Source organism: Blautia sp. AF26-2 (assembly GCF_003460955.1).
Lineage (GTDB): Bacteria > Bacillota > Clostridia > Lachnospirales > Lachnospiraceae > Fusicatenibacter > Fusicatenibacter saccharivorans.
Genome location: NZ_QTWD01000007.1, coordinates 194,145 through 213,139, shown reverse-complemented (window position 1 = coordinate 213,139; position 18,995 = coordinate 194,145). Strand labels below are relative to the sequence as shown.

Sequence of the window (18,995 nt, the reverse complement as noted above, 5' to 3'; positions counted from 1 at the left end):
AAAGGGCAAAAATTAACCTGTTTGAAATTTTTTTATAAAATTTTTTTGAAACAGCAAAAACTTACAAAGTTTCCAGCCTGTCTTTTAGTTTCTGCAATACTTTGTTTTTCCTGTTTCTGATTGTCTTTGTACAACACCCGAAATACTGTGCTGTTTTTTTAACTGTGTACTCTTCAAAAAATAATAATCTTATCAATTCCATTTCTTCTTCAGACAAATATTTCAGTGCTTCCTGCAGCTCTTGTATTTCTGACACCCTGATGACTATTTCTTCTGGTGATAATATATGCAAATAACTGTTGTAACTCGTTTCTCCTACTTTTTCTATTCCGCATACACCATTTTTCTGCATTTTTTCAAGCTGGTATCTTTCTTTTCTTCTTGACTGGTACCATGCCAGATATACGTCTCTGGTAACTTCTACGAGAACTTCATTTACACGCAGCACATACCGTTGTCTTTCCTTTGGTTTTTTACCACGCATCTTTTATTCTCCCTTCTGAAGCACTCCGATCAGTCTGCCCGCATTTCTTCTCATTTTCTGCTTTGCCTGTGAAATACATTTTGATACTGCCGGTTCTGTAATTCCAAACACCCGTGACACTTCTCTTTGTGTCCGCTGCTGAAAATAAATTTGATGAATCACCTGTCTCTGCCGGTCAGTCAGCAGATCCATGAATTCTCCAATAGCTTCTTCTATGATCAGTTTTTCGAGTACATTCTGCCTTTTATCCACCAATTCGCACCAGCCTTCTGAAATATGGCTATATGAAATGCAATTATTATGTTCTCGTACCTCCCTGTTCCTGCACAGCCGATCTTCACCTTCTAATATCAACCGCACATACCAGGGCTGATTATCAAAAAAATCTTCCTTAACAACTGTTATTTTTCTTCCTGCTTCATATACATAATCTCGACAGGTAAATAAAGGAAAAACCGTTCCATAATCACCTGCACAATAGAAAACATATCCTGTCTGATACGCAATAATTTCCGCACCATCTATCAGTCTCTGCTTTACAACTGCCACATCGTTTTCTCTTAAATACCTGGCGGACGGAACCTTTCTTCTTTCTTCCCTGTTACCTACAACCTGTTTCAATTCCTGCAATGTCAGCATAATTACCACCCTTCTGCCTGCTGGCAACAGGTGCCCATCAGCAGAAAGGATAGGATTATTACTGATCTACTGGCAAAAGGGCAGTAAAAAACAGCTTCCGACACACCCGTTTTTTTTAACGAGAGCCTGAAACTTCCTTACTGCCCTTTCTGCTAATTTACAGCATCCTCTATTTTATTTTCCGTCTGATGTCCCGGTCAGACTTCTTTGCATTTCTTTCCGTTTTTATGTTCTTTTCATTTTCCATTAAAACAGAATAGTCTCCCATTGCATCATAGGGACACTGCTTCCGATAGATTAAATTTTCTTGTCTGGTCATCAATCCTATCTCCCTTCCTTGTTTCTGTCTCTTTCTCTCTGTTTGCTATTTTAACAGCACAAAAAACTATTATCCTTAGCATATATGGGGAGTTTTTTTGTTTTACACCCCATATATGGTGAAATTTCACCTGTACTCATTAAAACTTTCTATCAGTGAATCTATTGTCTGCATGATAATTTTCTGCTCTTTCCATTCCATCTTCTGAATACGATAAAATACTTCCTCAAACTGCTTTCTTTTTTCTGCATCGTCCCCCTCTTTTCCCATCAGGATATTGGCATCTGTTTCCAGGATCTCAATCATCTTCCTGAAAATCTCAACAGACATTGCCGTTTGCCCTCCTTCTATCCTGCTGACCGTATTGACACTGATACCTGCTTTTTCCGCAAAAGATTCCTGTGATAACTTCATTTCCTGTCTCCGTTTTCTGATCCGTTCTCCCAATTCAATAAGTTCTGTGGAAATTGCACGATTGCTCAATACGGTGTCTCCTTTCCTGCAATTTATCCCAGCTTTACGACATTGTGTCGCAAAGTTTCCAGAAAAAAAGCAGCTAATTTTGTCTTAGCTGCTTTTCAAAAGATCTATTTCATTTTATTCTCGGTATTTTATGTATTCCTGTAATAACTGTGAGCAAGAAAACACTAAGATAAATGATTGCCTGTCCAACCATTGCCAGAAGAACGACACTTCCTATCAATCCTCCGATCAGAAAATTCATTGTCCATACTGCCAGTGTTCCTCCAAGGTCAAACCCTCTTGGAACCATCCAGACACACATTTTTCCAATTCCGAATGGTATCCCCATCAGTAGCAACAGCAATAAATAATTGCACTTCCCATCCTGGATACAAAGCGGTCTCAGCACTGCAAACAATACAACAATCACCAGTGCTGGAACAATAACTTTTTTTATCATATTTCTCATGTTCCTTTATCCTCCATACATATCGTGATTAACCTCTGCCTGATAATAGCTGTTTATCGTTGCCGGGGCATTATACAGGGCAGTCAAAAGATATGCTTTAATGTTTCCAACCTTGGTCGTATTTCGATTCAGACAAAACAGCACATATTCGATATGTGAATAATTCAGCTTCATAAACCTGCTTTTCACCAAAGCAACTGGCTTTTCTGTCCCTGCGATCCGAATCATACTGTCCTCCGGCATCATCATAACTTCAATCATCAGTTCTACCAGTTCATCCACATCTTCTTTGGCATGATATTGATAATCTATGTTTTCATGAATCACTTCACGATATGCCCGCATCTCCTCCATCACATCTCTTTTCTTTTTCAGATTGCCTGATATGATTGGATAGGATTGATTTATCTCTGTTTCACTAATATCAGTCTTGTTAATATCAGTATTATTAGATTGTGATTTCGGATATTCTGGTTTTGTGATTTCCACTATTCTTGAATGATGATTTTCACAATTTTGGAATTGTGATTCTGGAAATTCTTGATTTGTGGTTTTCATCATTCCTGAATTGTGATTTTCACCATTCTGTAATTGTGATTCCACACAATCCTGAATTGTGGATTTCACTACTCCTGAATGATGATTTTCACAATTCAGAAAAGTGCCTGTTTTTTCCCTATTCTCAGCTTCTGATTGCAGATTTGCACATTCTTCATGGTTTCCCTGCTCAGATTGCAGATCTGCACATTTTCTATAATTTTTCTGCTCTGATTGCAAATCTGCACAGCTATCCATCGGCTTTTGGTCTGGCACTTCTCTGAGCATAAAATTTTTCACATAAATAACATTAGGCTTTCCCAGACCCAGACGTTTCTTTTCAATCAGTCCAATCCCATTATTACTGTCCAACTCTTTTACCAGCTTCACTGCCTTTTGGGTTCCACAGTTCATCAGCTCTGCAATTTCTTCCACCGTGAAAATAATATATACTCTGTCCTCTGAATCCAGCCATCGGTTCTTAATGCTCAGGCTCATACGGTCCAGCATCAGACCGTATAATACCTTTGCTTCACAAGAAAGAGCTTTAAAGCATGGTTCTGTAAACAGCACTTTCGGGACACGATAAAAGCTATATTGTTCCGCTTCCATTCCCGTAAAATAATCAAACTGTATCTTCTGCATCTGCTACTCCTTCTCTGTTTTGTTTCCATTTATCCAAAAGCATAAAAATGACTTCTTCTATCTGTTCTTTAGAATATGTCTCTGGAAAATAATTGCCGATTCTTTTTGCCGGAATGGTTACATTGATTTTACTGTTTTCTTTTTTCAATAAAACGGCATAGATATAACCCTGATTTAATTTTCCATTTGCACTGCATTCCTTTAATTGTTCTGCCTGTTGTTTTGTCGGAAAGATATTACTGTTGACAATTCCTTCCAGAAGCCATTCCTGTTCCTGTGGTTTCAGATAAGACAATTTTTCTCCCACTATCATAGGGATTTTATTATCGTCCACATATTCCAATAATCCATCTGATAATGAAGCCAGACGGATATATCTCTGCACAGTTCTTCCACTGTCCCCGGCTGTTTCACCAACCATATCTGCCGTATATTTTTCACCTTTACTTCCCTGGTGCTTCATAGCATCATATTTCATCTTATAGGCATGGGCCTTTTCACTTGGCAGAATATTTTCACGCTGAATGTTGGAATCGACCATAATTATGACAGCTTCATCATCTGTATAGTTTCGGACAAGGACCGGCATAGTTGTTTTGCCACACAGTTCACAGCCTCTTTTTCTCCTGTGACCTGAAATCAGTTCATATCCACCTTCTGATCGGGGTCTTACCAGAGCAGGATTTAAAACACCGTAGTTTTTAATACTCTCTACTGTCTCAGCCATTTTTTCATCATCGCTTACATGAAATGGATGATTTTTGAAAGGATAGAGCTTTTCCAGTTCTATTTCCACAACCTGGTTCATACTCTTTTCCGGTGATTCTTCTAATCCCAGTAACTCATCATAAGAGGTAAGCTGAATCTCTTTTTTCGGTCTACGCATGTTTCAACACCTCCTGAACCAGTTCTCTGTAACTGTCTGCCCCTTTGCTTTTTCCATCATAAGCAAATATACTTACACCTTCAGATGCTGTTTCTGCAAGACTTTCCGTTCTCGGAATCGTCTGCTCAAAAATCTTAATGTCATTTCCATATGTAGTTTTAATTGCCTGTTTGTTTCTCTTTGCATTATTGTAACGGCAATTATCCATTGTGAACAAAATACCTTCTATCTGCAATTCCGGATTAAATCTCTGGTGGATTCCTTTTACCACTTTCAGTAATTCCATAAGTCCATCTGCCGCATAATATTGTGGCTGTACCGGTATCAGAACACTGTCCGCTGCACTTAATGCATTGATTGTCAGCATTCCCAATGATGGCATACAGTCAATCAGAATATAATCATATTCATCCTTCAGCAGTTCCAGATACTCTTTCAGTACTTTTTCCCTATCCTCAACAGTAAATAAGGACATATCCATTCCGGCAAGCAATTTATTGGACGGAATCAGATCCATCCCTTCTTCATGGTGTAAAACTGCTTCCTTTGGGTCAAACTCCAGCCCCATGATGATATTTTCCATCATACTCTTTAAAGTCACTTTGAGATTTTTGGGAAATCCCAGTCCCATTGTCAAATGTCCCTGCGGATCTGCATCTACCAGCACTACTTTTTTCCCATTCTTTGTCAATCCGGCTCCCAGATTGATGGTTGTCGTTGTTTTGGCTACTCCGCCCTTCTGATTTGCAATAGCAATTACTTTACACATATACCTTCCTCCGATTTACTGTTTTTCTTCTACTTCTACATAAACACGAAAATATTTACTTGTTCCTTTATTTGCATAAGCATCAGATACTTCCAGGACATCCAATTCCTTATGATTTTCCAAAATACGTCGAAACCATTGAATGTCCCTCAAAGTACCCTGTAATCTAATTTTCAGCATATATATCCTCCCAGTCTTTGTAAAAGCAATACTCTGGATAACGGATTTTAATAGCTTCCCAGAAATACCGGGCATATCCACAGCAAAACAGATCCTCTACGGTATAACACTGACATTCTTTCAACTGATCTTCTTCTGCTTCGTAATCTCCGACGCTTGGTGTTCCATTACAATACAGGTTAAATGCCATACGGACAATTCGTAAACTTCCACTGGTCTGCCACCCTTCCTGCAGGCATTCCGTTTTTACACATCCAGTTTTAAAATTATAGATTTTATTCACATTATCTCTTGTGTCTCTGTCGATACCCAGGCAATAAACCAAAGCCCGATGGTAGACATCCTGATATCTGCATTTTTTCAGATATTCCTCATAAAATTTTTCGTGTTCCCTGCTCTTGAAAGTAATTGTGCGAGAATTGCTATTCTCTGCTCTTAACGCTGTGTTTGTCATTTTCATTTTCCTCCTGAATTTTTAATATTTTGGTATAAAAAAGACACTCCATTTCTGAAATGCCCTATAAAAAATAGGGACACCCGCTTTTAACAAGTATCCCTATAATCTATCAATGATCTGATAGCTCTCTATTCATTTTCATATTCAAGATTCTTTGTGTTCCCCGTCCCGAGGTCTAACGCAACAACAACGGTTACTTTCTTCACAAGGCTCTTTTCTTTGTGATTTCCACCTATTTTTCTGAAACTGAAAAACTCTACAAAGTGCGTAAATTCAAGGATTTCTACATATTCTTCCTTTGTAGCAACACCACAGTCTCGACATGGCACGTCATCGGGAATTGGTCAACCCCTCGGACTTTCTTTACTTCATACCCCAGCTCCCCAAGCACCTTCACATCTCGTGCCAGCGTTGCGGAATCGCAGGATACATACACGATGCGGTCCGGCTGCATGCTGGCCATGGTGTGGAGGAGGTTTTCTTCGCAGCCTTTTCTCGGCGGATCGACGACGATGACGTCCGCGTGGGCGTGTTCGCCCGGGTGGTCTTTGGCGTACTGTTCGTAGTAGGCCGGAAGAATCTCTTCCGATTTTCCAACGAAAAATTCAGCGTTTTCGATCTCGTTAATTTTCGCATTGTTCTTCGCATCCGCGATTGCCTCCGGGACGATTTCGACACCGTAGACTTTTTTGGCTTTCTGCGCGAGGAACAGGGAAATCGTTCCGATGCCGCAGTAGAGATCCCAGACCGTCTCATTTCCGGTGAGGTCTGCGTATTCCAGGGCAAGACCGTACAGTTTTTCCGTCTGCGCCGGGTTGACCTGGTAGAAGGACAGCGGGGAGATCCGATATTTTACGGTTCCAATATAGTCGGTGATATACCCCTGTCCCCACAGGCAGCGGATTTCTTTTCCCATGATCACATTGGTCCGCTCACGGTTTACGCTTAGGGTAATGCTTGTCATGCCTTCGAGTTCTGTCAGCGATTTGATGAGTTTCTCCTCGGCCGGCAGTTTCTTTCCGTTCACAACGAGACAGACCATAATCTCTTTCGTCATAAATCCAAACCGGATCAGCACATGGCGCACCAGGCCTTTGCCGGTCTCCTCGTTGTATGCCGGAACGCCGTTCTCCTCCATCCAGGCAAGAATGCGGTTCAGAATCTCCTCGTTCTGCTCCACGCCGAGATAACAGTTCCGGTTTTCCATGATCTGATGCGTTCTTCCCGCATAAAATCCCGTAATCAGCTTTCCATTTCTATCCTGCCCGATCGGAAACTGGGCTTTGTTTCGATAGCGGAACGGATTTTCCATCCCCACGATCGGCTCCATCGGGATCTCCGCCATGCCGCCGATGCGCTGGAGATTTCCGGCGATTTTCTTCTCCTTAAAGCGAAGCTGCTCCGCATAGTCGAGCATCTGCAACTGGCATCCGCCGCACGGACGTGCAACCGGGCAGACCGGCTCGACGCGGTGCGCGGACGGCTCGATCAGGCGCATCAGGCGCGCGTAGCCGTAATTTTTCTTTGCTTTGATCACTTTTACCTCGGCAAGATCGCCGATGACGGTGTCCTTGACAAAGAGGGTATAGCCCTCGCATTTGCCTATACCCTCTCCGTCGTGTCCCATATCTTCAATTTTCACCGTCAGTACATCATTTTTCTGATAGCTCATGAAAAGTCTCCTGTTCTGCGGATGTTGGACTCAAAGAACCGGTTGTAGCCAAGCCACTCATTGCCGGCCGGCGCTGCGTCAAACAGCTCGGTCAGGGTTTCCATTTTGGCATCGGCATTGTCCGCCAGGTTCAGCGCTACCGCCTCTACCATTGCCGGTTTTTTCGGGGAACCGTATTCCAGCTCGCCGTGGTGCGCCAGAATGCAGTGCTTTAACTGATTCTCGAGTTCCTGTGGGAAACCGTCGATCTTCTGCGCCGCATCGTGTACCATCTCCGCACCGATCATGATGTGGCCGAGCAGCTGTCCGTCATTGGTGTAATCGTTCTGCGGGAATAAGGAGAGTTCTTTCGTCTTTCCGATATCGTGCAGAATTGCTGCCGTAATCAGCAGATCGCGGTTCAGAATCGGATACGATTTTACCATAAAATCGCAGAAACGGGTGACACTTAACGTATGCTCTAAAAGGCCGCCGACGAATCCGTGATGCACGCTTTTTGCTGCAGAGCTCATGCGGAACCGTTTTGCGGTCTCCTGATCCTGGATAAAATAATACGTCAGCAGTTCGGAGAGATACTGATTTTTCACCGTTCCGATCCAGGAGAGCAGCTCCTGATACATCGTATTGATGTCGTAACGGCTCGTCGGCAGATAGTCCGCCGGATTATATTCGCCCTCTTCCGCTTTTCTTGCATTTTTAATGGAAACCTGAAGTGCTCCATTGAAACTGGAAACATCTCCCATAATATCTACATAATCCAGTGCTTCAAATTCACGGATTCCCATAGAATTCGGATCCCAGATTTTCGCATCGATCGTACCGGTTTTATCCTGTAAGATCACGTTTTCGTACTGTTTTCCGTTTTTGGTAACAGCCGACTGTTTATGTTTGCAGAGATAAATTCCGGAAATGCGGTTTCCTTCCCGGAGTTCGTTGATATACTTCATAAAAATAAATCCTCTTTTTCTAAAATAAATGCGGACACAGTGTTCCGTTTTTGTTTCTATGATGCCGTTTTTATGATGCAAAGCCTGTGCTCCTGCATGCCTTACCAATTCTACCAGATTTTCCTGCAGAATGCACGTATTTTTTCATCCGCCAGTGGAAAACCATTCGAAAAGAAAAGCTTCCGGAAGCCCCACCGGCTAAAACCGGCTTTTTCTGCTCCCGAAAGCCTCTGTTTTTTATACTTCCCCCATCGTCACATCAAACGTCATCTCCGCATACCCTTCAGCGCCTTTCCGCATCGCCGTCACGGTAACCACGTCTCCTGTGCTGTATTTGCCAAGCTGTTCATGGTACTGTTTGATCGTCTCAACCTTGTGCTCCCCGACCTTTACAATCACATCGTACTCTTTCATGCCCGCCATCATCGCCGGAGAATCGTCTGCGACGCGGCTGATGAGAACGCCTTTTGGAATGCCGGTTTTATCGGAAAGTTCTTCTGTGACATCCTGTCCGCGGATGCCGATATACGCGCGGCTCACGTTGTTGGAAAGATTTTCGATCAGCTTTTTGATCTGGGAAATCGCAATGCCCGTCACCACGTTGTTTCCCTTGGCACTGTAACTCTGCGCAATAATGCCGACGATTTCGCCGTCAAGATTTACCAGAATGCCGCTGCCGTCCGTGCTGCCGAGGATGTCGGTGGTCAGCAGATTGTACTCATTGTCCAGCGCGGAAATCTTGTTCGTAACCGAAGTCACCACACCATACGCAATCGAATTGCTGTAGCCGACCGGGCTTCCGACAGCCACGACCGGGTCACCCTGGCTGACGAGATACGAACTGCCGAGCGGCGCAACCGCAAGACCGTCCCGTGTTTCCTCATCCAGCTTCGATTCATCCACCTTCACAATCGTAAGGCCGGTGCTCGGATCGTGGCGCTGGTATGTGGCATCCACCATCGTCTCGTCCCAGAAGGTGACCTGAATCCGCTCCACATTTTCCACGATGCGGTATTCCGTCAGAATAAAGAGATCCTGCCCGTTGTCCGCAACAATCAGACCGGAAATCTGCTGCTGGTTTTCATAGTTCTGGTTAAAATAGTCCATCTGATTGGTAATGCCGATGACGGTAACCAGCGCTCGTTTTGGTTTTTCCGTTACTTCCAGCATATCCTGGTAGAGCGCTTCATAATTTTTCAGGCTGCTGTTCTTTTCCTCCGCATCCGTTTCCCCATCGACACTGGAAACCTCGCTGCCCTCCTCCGGCTCTTCGGAAGTGCTGCTTTCCGTTCCCTCTGCCGCTCCATTCTCCTCTGTGCTTTCGGAAACCGTACTTTCGGATACACTGCTTTCTGAAGTACTGCTATCCACTGTAGAACTGCTGATTTCCGAACCGGAGCCGCTGCTGTCTACCGACGCACTCGCCGAAGATGCGGTAATTGTCTCATCCGGCTCCTGTCCGCTGTTTGGATCCTCATCTCCCGGGATATCCACTTTCGCCGGCAGCTCTTCCCTGGTAACTGCTTCTGCAATCTTTGGCTCTGTCACCGCAAATACCGCGGCCGCAACCAGACCGCCAAGCGCCGCAAGTGCCAGCCATCCGGCAATCAGAAGAACAATCTTTTTCCAGTCGGGCGGCTGCTTTTTGATGCTCTCTTTCATGAATTTGTAAGGTTTTGGGTCATTTTCCATACATTTCTTTCTCCATACATCTGTATTCCATACCGAACTGCTCTGCGCATATGCGCTTCCGCAATCTTCACATATATAAAAAACTTTACCAGATAGATATGAACATTTTATGAAGACTGTTACATTTTTTTCTCATTTGCGCAACATCCTGCATTTTCTCGTTCTTGGGGTTTCTTTCTTTTCTTTTTTAAGGTATAATTGGGGGAGTGGAAAAACCTGTGACCCACATTCCACTTCCGGTCTGTACTTCCCGTGCAGATATATAATCAGATCGCTACTGTTCACTCAGCAGTGAAACACTTGCTGTTTCGCTGCGTAAGAAAGTGATTCAGGTGTGAGCAGCCCTCCTTTTGCGAAGCAAAACTTTAAATGAGGGCTGCGAATGTTACAGTTCGCAGGGTACCTGTGAACTGTAACATCAGATCCGTGCGGTATTGCATCAAAAATACCGCGTTATCTGTAGACAATGACTGAATTATGAATTACGAAAAGGTAAGTATTATGAATCAGAAAGCATTAAAAACGCTCGAATACGACAAAATTATCGAACAACTGGCTTCGTATGCCAGTTCTCCGCTGGGCCGGAAGAAATGTCTGGAACTCGTTCCTTCCTCTTCCCTTTCCCAGATTACACGGATGCAGCACGAAACACACGACGCGCTCACCCGGCTCTTTAAAAAAGGCCACATTTCCTTTGGTGATGCCAAAGATATCCGCGGCGCATTAAAGCGTCTCGAAATCGGCAGCTCCATGAACATCACGGAGCTTCTGCAGACCGCCGCACTTCTGGAAAACACGGCACGCGTCAAAGCGTACGGCCGCCGCGAAAATGCGGACCAGACGCCGGACAGCCTCGAAGATCTCTTCGAAACACTGGAGCCTCTGACGCTGCTTTCCACGGAAATCCGCCGCTGTATTCTCTCCGAGGATGAAATCAGCGATGATGCAAGCCCGAATCTACGCCGTATCCGTCGTTCCATCAAATCGTGTGAGGAAAAAATCCACAGCCAGTTAATCTCGCTCGTCAACGGTTCCTACCGCACGTATCTGCAGGATGCCGTCATCACGATGCGCGACGGCCGCTACTGTATCCCGATCAAATCCGAGTACAAAGGCCAGGTTCCTGGCATGGTACATGACCAGTCCTCGACCGGTTCCACCTTCTTTGTCGAGCCGATGGCCGTTGTCAAACTGAACAACGATATCCGTGAGCTGGAAATTGAAGAAGCAAAAGAAATCGAGGTCATCCTCTCTACGTTGAGTGCCCAGGCAGACCTGCACCGCGATGAGATCCGTTACGACCTCGAAAACATGGTAGAGCTTGACTTCATCTTCGCGCGCGCCGCTCTTGCAATGGAGCAGAACGCCAATGAGCCGATCTTCAACACCGAAGGTAAAATCCACCTGCGCAAGGCACGCCACCCGCTGATCAATGCGAAAAAAGTCGTTCCGATTGATCTGTCGCTCGGCGAAGATTTCGACCTTCTGATCGTCACAGGACCGAATACCGGCGGTAAAACGGTTTCCTTAAAGACGGTCGGACTCTTAACACTGATGGGCCAGTCCGGACTTCACATTCCGGCACTCGACCGCTCCTCCCTTTCCGTTTTCGACGAGGTTTACGCCGATATCGGTGATGAGCAGAGCATCGAGCAGTCGTTGAGTACCTTCTCCTCCCACATGACGAATGTGGTTTCCTTCCTCGACAAGGCAGACCGCAATTCCCTCGTCCTATTCGATGAGCTCGGCGCCGGTACCGACCCGACAGAGGGCGCGGCGCTTGCCATCGCGATCCTCTCTACGCTCCACGAGCGCGGCATCCGCACCATGGCAACGACACACTACAGTGAACTGAAAATCTATGCCTTATCCACACCGGGCGTGGAGAATGCCTGCTGTGAATTCGATGTCGAGACTTTAAGCCCGACATACCGCCTGCTCGTCGGCGTTCCTGGAAAGAGTAATGCGTTTGCGATTTCCAGCAAACTCGGCCTGCCGGACTACATCATCAACAAGGCAAAAGACGAAATCAGCGAGCAGGATGAATCGTTTGAAGACGTTCTGACCACTCTCGAGCAGAACCGGATCACGCTGGAACGCGAAAAAGAAGAGCTTGCCCGCACCCGCGCGGAAGTCGAATCCCTGAAGCAGAGCCTTGCCAAGAATCAGGAACAGATCGACGCAAGAAAAGAAAAGATGATCTCCAATGCAACCGAGGAGGCACAGAGAATTCTCCGCGAGGCGAAGGAATACGCCGACCAGACGATGCGCGATTTCCAGAAATTTGGAAAAGAGAATGTTTCCGTCCGCGAAATGGAGCAGAAACGTACCGCTCTGCGTGAAAAAATGAACAAGCTCGATAAGAAAAAGGCGAAGGAAGTGCCGAAGCGCACCGGAAATCTCCGCCCGCAGGATCTTCATCTCGGCGATGCCGTCAAAGTCTTAAGCATGAATCTCAAAGGTACTGTCAGCACCCGCCCGGATTCGAAGGGAAATCTCTTCGTCCAGATGGGTATCATGCGGACCAAAGTGCATATCTCCGACCTTGTGCTGATCGACGAGGCTGTCATCACCGGCCCGTCCATCTCCCGCACAAGCAGCGGAAAATCGAAGCTTTCCAAGGCTGCCACGATTTCTACCGAGATCAATCTGCTCGGAAAAACGGTGGATGAAGCGGTTGCCGAACTCGACAAATATCTCGATGACGCTTATCTCTCCCATCTGCCGAGTGTCCGCGTTGTCCACGGAAAAGGAACGGGCGCACTGCGGAAAGGCATTCACAATTATCTGCGCCGCCAGAAACACGTAGCGGACTTCCATTTAGCGGAATTTGGCGAGGGCGATGCCGGCGTTACGATTGTTACGTTTAAGAAATAAAAACTCAGGAAAATATGGGACGGAACGCATACTGTATGCGGTTCCGTCCTGTCCCCAGTGAAGGAGAATCTTTTATGGCTTCCAAACAGAAAATTCTGATCGTCGATGACGATAACAATATCGCAGAACTGATTTCTCTCTATCTGACCAAGGAATGCTATGACACAAAAATTGTAAACGATGGAGAAGAGGCTGTCCGGGAGTTTCACTCCTTCCAGCCGAACCTGATTCTGCTCGACCTGATGCTGCCCGGCATGGACGGCTACCAGGTCTGCCGCGAAATCCGGCACGATTCCGATGTTCCGATCATCATGCTCTCGGCAAAGGGCGAGGTGTTCGACAAAGTCCTCGGCCTGGAACTCGGCGCGGATGACTACATCATCAAACCATTTGATTCCAAGGAGCTCGTTGCCCGTGTGAAAGCAGTGCTGCGGAGATTTCAGCCATCACGCACGATCCCGGTGTCCGCGACCGCAGGAAAATGTGTCGAGTACCCGGATCTTATCATCAACCAGACGAACTATTCCGTCATTTACCAGGGCCGCACCGTCGATATGCCGCCGAAGGAACTGGAGCTTCTCTACTTCCTTGCTTCCTCACCAAACCAGGTCTTTACGCGAGAACAGCTCCTCGACCATATCTGGGGCTATGAGTACATCGGCGATACCCGCACGGTAGACGTTCATATCAAACGTCTCCGCGAAAAAATCAAGGACCATGCCTCCTGGGCCATCACGACGGTCTGGGGCATCGGTTACAAGTTTGAGGTTAAAAAATAATGCGACGCACGCTTTACCGGAAATTAATTCTCATTTATGTCATTCTCGCCATTGCCGGCTTTACGCTGATCTCAACGGTCGGCTCCCGCATGGTGGAGGACAGTCTGGTCTCCAGCGCGAGCACCAGTCTGTACCGGGAGGCCACGCAGATCGCTTCCAAACAGGGCGACCTTTATTACCACAGTGAGCGTTCCCTGACGGATCTTTACAATTCGCTCAGTGCACTGGCTTCCTATCACAATTCCAAGATCTGGCTCATCAGCGCAGACGGGGAAATTCTGCTGAACACGGCAGCTGCACTCGATGAGGAAAACCCGGAGATCATCGACGGTTTTGATCCAGTTGCGCTCGGCAGCGAGTATTACAGCACGGGAACGTTTTTCGGCTATTTCGAAGACAAGATGCTGAGCGTCATGGTTCCCGTCACCTCCGATTTCCGGATCAATGGCTATGTCGCCATCCACCTTCCGCTGCAGGACGTCTATCAGCAGAGGGAAAGTCTGCTGGCACGGATTGATTTTCTGTTCCTGCTCGTGTTCGGACTCTCGTTTGTGATTCTGATCTTTTTCTCCCTCGTCGTGTACCGGCCGCTGAAAAAGATCATCAACGGTGCAAAGGAGTATGCCTCCGGCAACCTGACCCACAAAATTGATGTTAAATCTCACGATGAGATGGGGTATCTCGCTTCCACGCTGAACTACATGTCCGGCGAGCTGAACAAGACCGGCGAATACCAGCGGAAATTTGTGGCGAACGTCTCTCACGACTTCCGCTCACCGCTGACCTCGATCAAAGGCTACGTGGAGGCAATCCTAGACGGAACGATTCCGCCGGAAATGCAGGAAAAATATCTGAAAATCGTTCTGTTTGAGACAGAACGGCTGCACAAGCTGACGCAGAGCCTGCTGACGCTGAACGACATCGACGATAAAGGGAATATGCTCGATCTGACCTCGTTTGACATCAACGCCGTCATCAAGGATACCGCCGCTTCGTTTGAGGGAACCTGCACAAAAAAGCGGATTTCCATTTCACTGATCCTCGCATCGCGCACCTTATACGTCTGCGCCGATATGGGAAAAATCCAGCAGGTGCTGTACAATCTCATTGATAATGCAATCAAATTCAGCAACAACGATTCCACCATCACAGTTGAGACAACGGAGAAGCACGGTAAAGTCTTCGTCTCCGTCAAGGACACCGGCTGCGGCATTCCAAAGGCAAGCATCACGAAAATCTGGGAGCGCTTCTACAAGCTCGACGCCTCCCGCGGCAAGGACCGCAAAGGAACGGGACTTGGGCTTTCAATCGTCAAAGAGATCATCACTGCGCATAACCAGAATATCAATGTCATCAGTACAGAGGGCGTTGGTACCGAATTTATCTTTACACTCGCCAAAGGCGAAGCACCAAAATAAGCCCCTCCGCCTAGGGGCTTTTTTGCCAGACATATCAAACTAACTCTGGAGGTAATTTTCACTATGAACCCAAACACCATTGATTCCATCATCAAACAGCTCATTGCATCCCACACCACCATTTCCACCATGGAAAGCTGCACTTCCGGCCTGATCGCCTCCCTGATCACCGACACCGAAGGCGCCTCCGCCATTTTCCCCGGCGGCTACGTCACGTATCTGAACGAAACCAAAGTCCTCGTCGGCGTCGACCCTTCCGTCATCGAAATCCACGGCGTCTACTCCCCCGAATGCGCCGAAGCCATGGCCCGCACAGTACAAGAAAACCTGCACACCGCCATCGCCATCGGAATCACCGGCACAACCGGAAATCTCGACCCCAACAACGCTGACAGCGTACAGGGCGTCGTCTACTTCTGTGTTTTATACAAAGCCCAAGCCCACACCTTCACCTTCCAGACCAACGTCTCCGGCATGACCCGCCACGAAATCAAACAGCTTTACGCAGAGCAGGTCTTTGCCGAATTGGAAATGATCTTAACTTCTTCCTTATAAAAAGAATGCAGCTCCGTCTACGATCACCAGAGTCCCGTCCGTCTACCTCCACTCATGCGTCCGCAAATGCCCCGCGAGCTGCATATGGTCAAAGCTATTCTGCCGCAGTGCCTCGTACAGTACGATCGCCACGGAATTTGAAAGGTTCAGCGACCGAATATCATTAATCATCGGAATCCGCACCGCCGTCTCCTGATTATCGTACAGAATATCCTCCGGAATCCCCGCGCTTTCCTTTCCGAACATGATAAAGCAGTCCTCTTCATACTGCACATCCACATACGTCTGCGGCCCCTTCGTCGTCGCATAGTAAATCTTCGCCCCCGGATTTTTCTCCAGAAAATCCTCGTAACTCTCATACACTGTCACATCCAGCTTCGGCCAGTAATCCAGCCCCGCGCGCCTGACCGCCTTGTCCGAAATATCAAACCCCAGCGGCTTAATCAGATGCAGCCTCGTCCCCGTCGCCACACACGTCCGTCCGATATTACCTGTATTTGCTGGAATCTCCGGCTCATGAAGAACAATATTCAAATGTGCCATTTTACCAATCACTCCTGTCGTATATTTAAGCCTTATCTGCCAACCCGGTACATCTCATCCATCTGCGGCTTATCCAGATACCGGACCTCTTCCCCGTTCCGGAGAATCCTCTCCTTCCCGGATGTCGTCCGCCCAATCACCGCCGATGGAATCCCTTCGAGTGCCATTTTCTGCACCAGCCCCTCGCCGTCCGCCGCCGCAATCAGCAGCGCCCCCGTCGAAAGCATCTGATACGGATTCACCCCGAAAAATTCACAGATCTCCACCGTCTCCTGCTGGATCGGAATCCTCTTCAGCGCCACATCAAGCCCGATACCCGCGCCGTCCGCCATCTCCCAGAGCGCCCCGAAAATCCCGCCCTCCGAGAGATCCTGCATCGCAGCCGCACCGTGCTCGATCGCAATCTCCGCCTCACGGCAGACAGAGTAATCCTCCGAAAAATCCGCCGCCCCATGGATAAATCCCGGAGAAAATCTCGTCAGAAGCTCATCCCTTCTTGTCTTTGCCAGATAAGACACCGCGCCAAGCGCAATCCCCTTCGTCACGACAAGATCCAAATCCGCTGTCACACACGACGGATCAAACAGCCCCGCACGCGTTGTCCCGCCTGCCGCCGTCACGGTAAGCACCGGATACAAAACCCCGTCCGTCACCTCCGTATGCCCGCCGATCACCGCAGTTCCATACCGCACACACGCACCGTCAACCGCCCGCATCAGCTCCTTTAAATCCTTTTCTTCCATCGCCTCCGGCAGCATCAGCGACACCAGCACTCCTTTTGCCGATGCCCCCGCCGCGGCCACACTGTTGCACACCCGGCAGACCGCGAGCACCGCGTCCTCCGGATCCTTCACCAGCACCGGCGCACACGAAAACACCTGCGTCTCCTTTTCTCCTGCAAATGCCGATACCCCACGTCCAACCGCCGGCCCTGCTGCGTCCTCTCTTTTCTGCCCCAGCATCTTAAACACCGAGCGCACCAGCACGCTCTGCTGTAATTTACCCTTTCGCATCCCTTGTCCTCCTCGAACTTCCTGTTTCAAACGAAAAAGCAGACGGAATCCGTACTCCTTTTCCCTCTGCTTTCCCATTTTTCACGGAAAATGTTACAGTTCACTGGTTCCCAGCGAACTGTAACCAGAAAACGCCTAGTCCTCATCGTCCTCCGTTTTCTCTGTATCGCTGCTGTCTTCCTTCTTCTCCGAAGAACTCGATGACGAACTGCTCTGGCTGTATTTCGCTGCAACTTCCTTTGCTTTTGCAAGATCATTTGCCGCAATCGCCGCCTGCATTTCCGCACGCGCCGCTGCATTGTCCGTCTTTGTTCCCACGGTATAGACATCCGATGTCATGCGGTAAGTGCTGGAATTCACCTGCTCCTTCGTCTCATTTCCATTGTCATTCACAATCTTCCACAGCCGCGCCGTCGAACCCTGATAGCCGTACGATGTCTGTTCAATTGTTCCAAACGATGCATTCGCATCTTCCGTCAGGCTCGGCGTCGGATCCTCCGTGTTTGTCGTCTCACTCTCATAGTGGACCGTGCGGTTCGGATCTCTCGTCTCATGGCCGTAGATGGCAAAATGCAGGGTGCTTCCGTCCGCGCTCGCCTCAATATAAATCGGCGCATCCGTATTGTTGATGAATTTCAGGTCTTTCAATCCCTCTGCAATCGCCGCATCCATCGACGGATCCACATAGTGGACAATCATGGAATGGCTGTACCGCTCCGTCACCTCAAGCTCTGCTTTTAAGACAGCAACATAGAGCGTTGTGGAAACCTGGCAGATACCGCCGCCGTACGAATCGACGACCTTGCCCATCTCATACGATGCTGCCAGTGCATAACCATTTTCCGCATCAAACGGCACAACGACCGCCTCTACGGAAAATTCCTCGCCCGGCTGTACCAGCGTTCCGTTAATCTTCTCTGCGCCGACTGCGACATTCTGTTTTCTGCCGCTCGTACCGTTGCCATACTCCGTCGTACCCTCGCCGAGCAGATCTTTGACAAGTGCAAGCTGCTCCGGATTACCGCCTGCCGGTGTTTCTTCTGTTACCAGTTCTACGCCGCCGATGCCGCCCCGCCAGCTTGTCGTCAGGTAATTGACAACCTTCGCCATGGACTCATCCACGTTGACGCTGCATCCGGTCTGGCCCGGATTGACGATAAATTCGCCGTTTTCGCGGGTCAGCGTTGCATCTGTTGCCTCGCGGTTCAGCACAGCCGTGTTGTTTTCTACCGCCTGGCGCGCTGCCTCGCCATCGACTGTATATTTCAGGGAAAACGTCACCGTCTCTCCATTTTTGAGCCGGTTCTGTGTCAGGAACCGCTTCAGTACATTGCCTTCCTGCCCGATTGTGACGGCTTCTCTTGCCACCTCCGGGTTGGCACAGGAAAGTCCGAGATCCCCTGCTGTCACCTGTGCATTCTGCTCTCCGGCAGACAGGTTGATAACCGAGGGTTTTAACTGTTCAATTTTGTCGTTTACTGCCTGTGTGATCTGCTCTTCGGTCATACCGCCGACGGAAATGTCTTCTACATAGATTCCGTCCAGCGCTGTCCGGTCATCCGCTTTGACTGGTTCTGCCAAAAAGCAGAATGCGAATGCGATAAGCATCACCAGCAGGCCTCTCATTTTTCTGCTGTTTTTCATACTGTGCC

19 protein-coding genes are annotated in these 18,995 nt (G+C 47.8%); 4 read left to right on the top strand and 15 right to left on the bottom strand.

The annotated features are described in order from the left end of the window. Positions 1-61: 61 nt before the first annotated feature. The 12 genes from DWY63_RS11055 to DWY63_RS11000 form a co-directional block, all read right to left on the bottom strand. A complete protein-coding gene (locus DWY63_RS11055) occupies positions 62-484 on the bottom strand; it encodes an RNA polymerase sigma factor (protein ID WP_004612796.1) in 423 nt (140 codons plus the stop codon). Between the two features lie 3 nt (positions 485-487). Continuing rightward, entirely contained in the window at positions 488-1,123 is a 636-nt protein-coding gene (locus DWY63_RS11050) for a sigma-70 family RNA polymerase sigma factor (protein WP_004612797.1), read from the bottom strand. 445 nt (positions 1,124-1,568) lie between these two features. Further along, positions 1,569-1,889 (bottom strand): helix-turn-helix domain-containing protein, encoded by a 321-nt coding sequence (locus DWY63_RS11045; RefSeq protein ID WP_278309072.1) that lies wholly within the window; start codon positions 1,887-1,889, stop codon positions 1,569-1,571. Positions 1,890-2,034: 145 nt separating this feature from the next. Continuing rightward, positions 2,035-2,373 carry a DUF6050 family protein gene (locus DWY63_RS11040; protein WP_096241083.1) on the bottom strand — a complete coding sequence of 113 codons (339 nt, stop codon included), beginning with the start codon at positions 2,371-2,373 and terminating at the stop codon, positions 2,035-2,037. Positions 2,374-2,379: 6 nt separating this feature from the next. Then, positions 2,380-3,555: a DUF6017 domain-containing protein gene (locus tag DWY63_RS11035; RefSeq protein WP_117548359.1), complete on the bottom strand. Its 1,176-nt coding sequence runs from the start codon at positions 3,553-3,555 to the stop codon at positions 2,380-2,382. Then, entirely contained in the window at positions 3,536-4,441 is a 906-nt protein-coding gene (locus DWY63_RS11030) for a ParB/RepB/Spo0J family partition protein (protein ID WP_117548358.1), read from the bottom strand. The genes DWY63_RS11035 and DWY63_RS11030 overlap by 20 nt, the downstream gene beginning before the upstream one ends. After that, complete coding sequence (locus DWY63_RS11025) at positions 4,434-5,210, bottom strand: ParA family protein (RefSeq protein ID WP_117802099.1); 777 nt, start codon at positions 5,208-5,210, stop codon at positions 4,434-4,436. Before DWY63_RS11025 ends, DWY63_RS11030 begins: the two co-directional genes overlap by 8 nt. Positions 5,211-5,225: 15 nt before the next feature. Beyond that, the gene (locus tag DWY63_RS18175) at positions 5,226-5,390 is read right to left on the bottom strand and encodes a hypothetical protein (protein WP_166462287.1); all 165 of its coding nucleotides are present in this window, start codon (positions 5,388-5,390) and stop codon (positions 5,226-5,228) included. Next, positions 5,377-5,844 carry a DUF6075 family protein gene (locus DWY63_RS11020; RefSeq protein ID WP_117802098.1) on the bottom strand — a complete coding sequence of 156 codons (468 nt, stop codon included), beginning with the start codon at positions 5,842-5,844 and terminating at the stop codon, positions 5,377-5,379. Before DWY63_RS11020 ends, DWY63_RS18175 begins: the two co-directional genes overlap by 14 nt. Positions 5,845-6,130: 286 nt before the next feature. Beyond that, entirely contained in the window at positions 6,131-7,519 is a 1,389-nt protein-coding gene (gene rlmD / locus DWY63_RS11010; protein WP_117802096.1) for a 23S rRNA (uracil(1939)-C(5))-methyltransferase RlmD, read from the bottom strand. Next, a complete protein-coding gene (locus tag DWY63_RS11005; protein ID WP_055228015.1) occupies positions 7,516-8,466 on the bottom strand; it encodes a 3'-5' exoribonuclease YhaM family protein in 951 nt (316 codons plus the stop codon). The genes rlmD and DWY63_RS11005 overlap by 4 nt, the downstream gene beginning before the upstream one ends. A gap of 237 nt (positions 8,467-8,703) precedes the next feature. After that, complete coding sequence (locus DWY63_RS11000) at positions 8,704-10,158, bottom strand: S1C family serine protease (RefSeq protein ID WP_117760729.1); 1,455 nt, start codon at positions 10,156-10,158, stop codon at positions 8,704-8,706. Between the two features lie 501 nt (positions 10,159-10,659). Between DWY63_RS11000 and DWY63_RS10995 the strand changes: the two genes are divergently transcribed. The 4 genes from DWY63_RS10995 to DWY63_RS10980 all read left to right on the top strand — a co-directional run bounded on the left by DWY63_RS10995 (position 10,660) and on the right by DWY63_RS10980 (position 15,787). Further along, the gene (locus DWY63_RS10995) at positions 10,660-13,035 is read left to right on the top strand and encodes an endonuclease MutS2 (RefSeq protein WP_055220632.1); all 2,376 of its coding nucleotides are present in this window, start codon (positions 10,660-10,662) and stop codon (positions 13,033-13,035) included. A 74-nt stretch (positions 13,036-13,109) separates the two neighbouring features. Continuing rightward, positions 13,110-13,814, top strand: a complete 705-nt coding sequence (locus DWY63_RS10990; RefSeq protein WP_022461607.1) for a response regulator transcription factor — start codon at positions 13,110-13,112, stop codon at positions 13,812-13,814. Then, a complete protein-coding gene (locus DWY63_RS10985) occupies positions 13,814-15,232 on the top strand; it encodes a sensor histidine kinase (protein WP_117802095.1) in 1,419 nt (472 codons plus the stop codon). Before DWY63_RS10990 ends, DWY63_RS10985 begins: the two co-directional genes overlap by 1 nt. A gap of 63 nt (positions 15,233-15,295) precedes the next feature. Continuing rightward, positions 15,296-15,787 carry a CinA family protein gene (locus DWY63_RS10980; protein ID WP_117802094.1) on the top strand — a complete coding sequence of 164 codons (492 nt, stop codon included), beginning with the start codon at positions 15,296-15,298 and terminating at the stop codon, positions 15,785-15,787. A gap of 42 nt (positions 15,788-15,829) precedes the next feature. On the opposite strand, the gene trmL is transcribed toward DWY63_RS10980, so the two are convergent. The 3 genes from trmL to DWY63_RS10965 form a co-directional block, all read right to left on the bottom strand. Then, positions 15,830-16,330 carry a tRNA (uridine(34)/cytosine(34)/5-carboxymethylaminomethyluridine(34)-2'-O)-methyltransferase TrmL gene (gene trmL / locus DWY63_RS10975; protein ID WP_117802093.1) on the bottom strand — a complete coding sequence of 167 codons (501 nt, stop codon included), beginning with the start codon at positions 16,328-16,330 and terminating at the stop codon, positions 15,830-15,832. 32 nt (positions 16,331-16,362) lie between these two features. Continuing rightward, complete coding sequence (locus DWY63_RS10970; protein WP_118666573.1) at positions 16,363-17,343, bottom strand: AIR synthase-related protein; 981 nt, start codon at positions 17,341-17,343, stop codon at positions 16,363-16,365. 135 nt (positions 17,344-17,478) lie between these two features. Beyond that, entirely contained in the window at positions 17,479-18,987 is a 1,509-nt protein-coding gene (locus tag DWY63_RS10965) for a VanW family protein (protein WP_117802091.1), read from the bottom strand. Positions 18,988-18,995 lie beyond the last annotated feature (8 nt).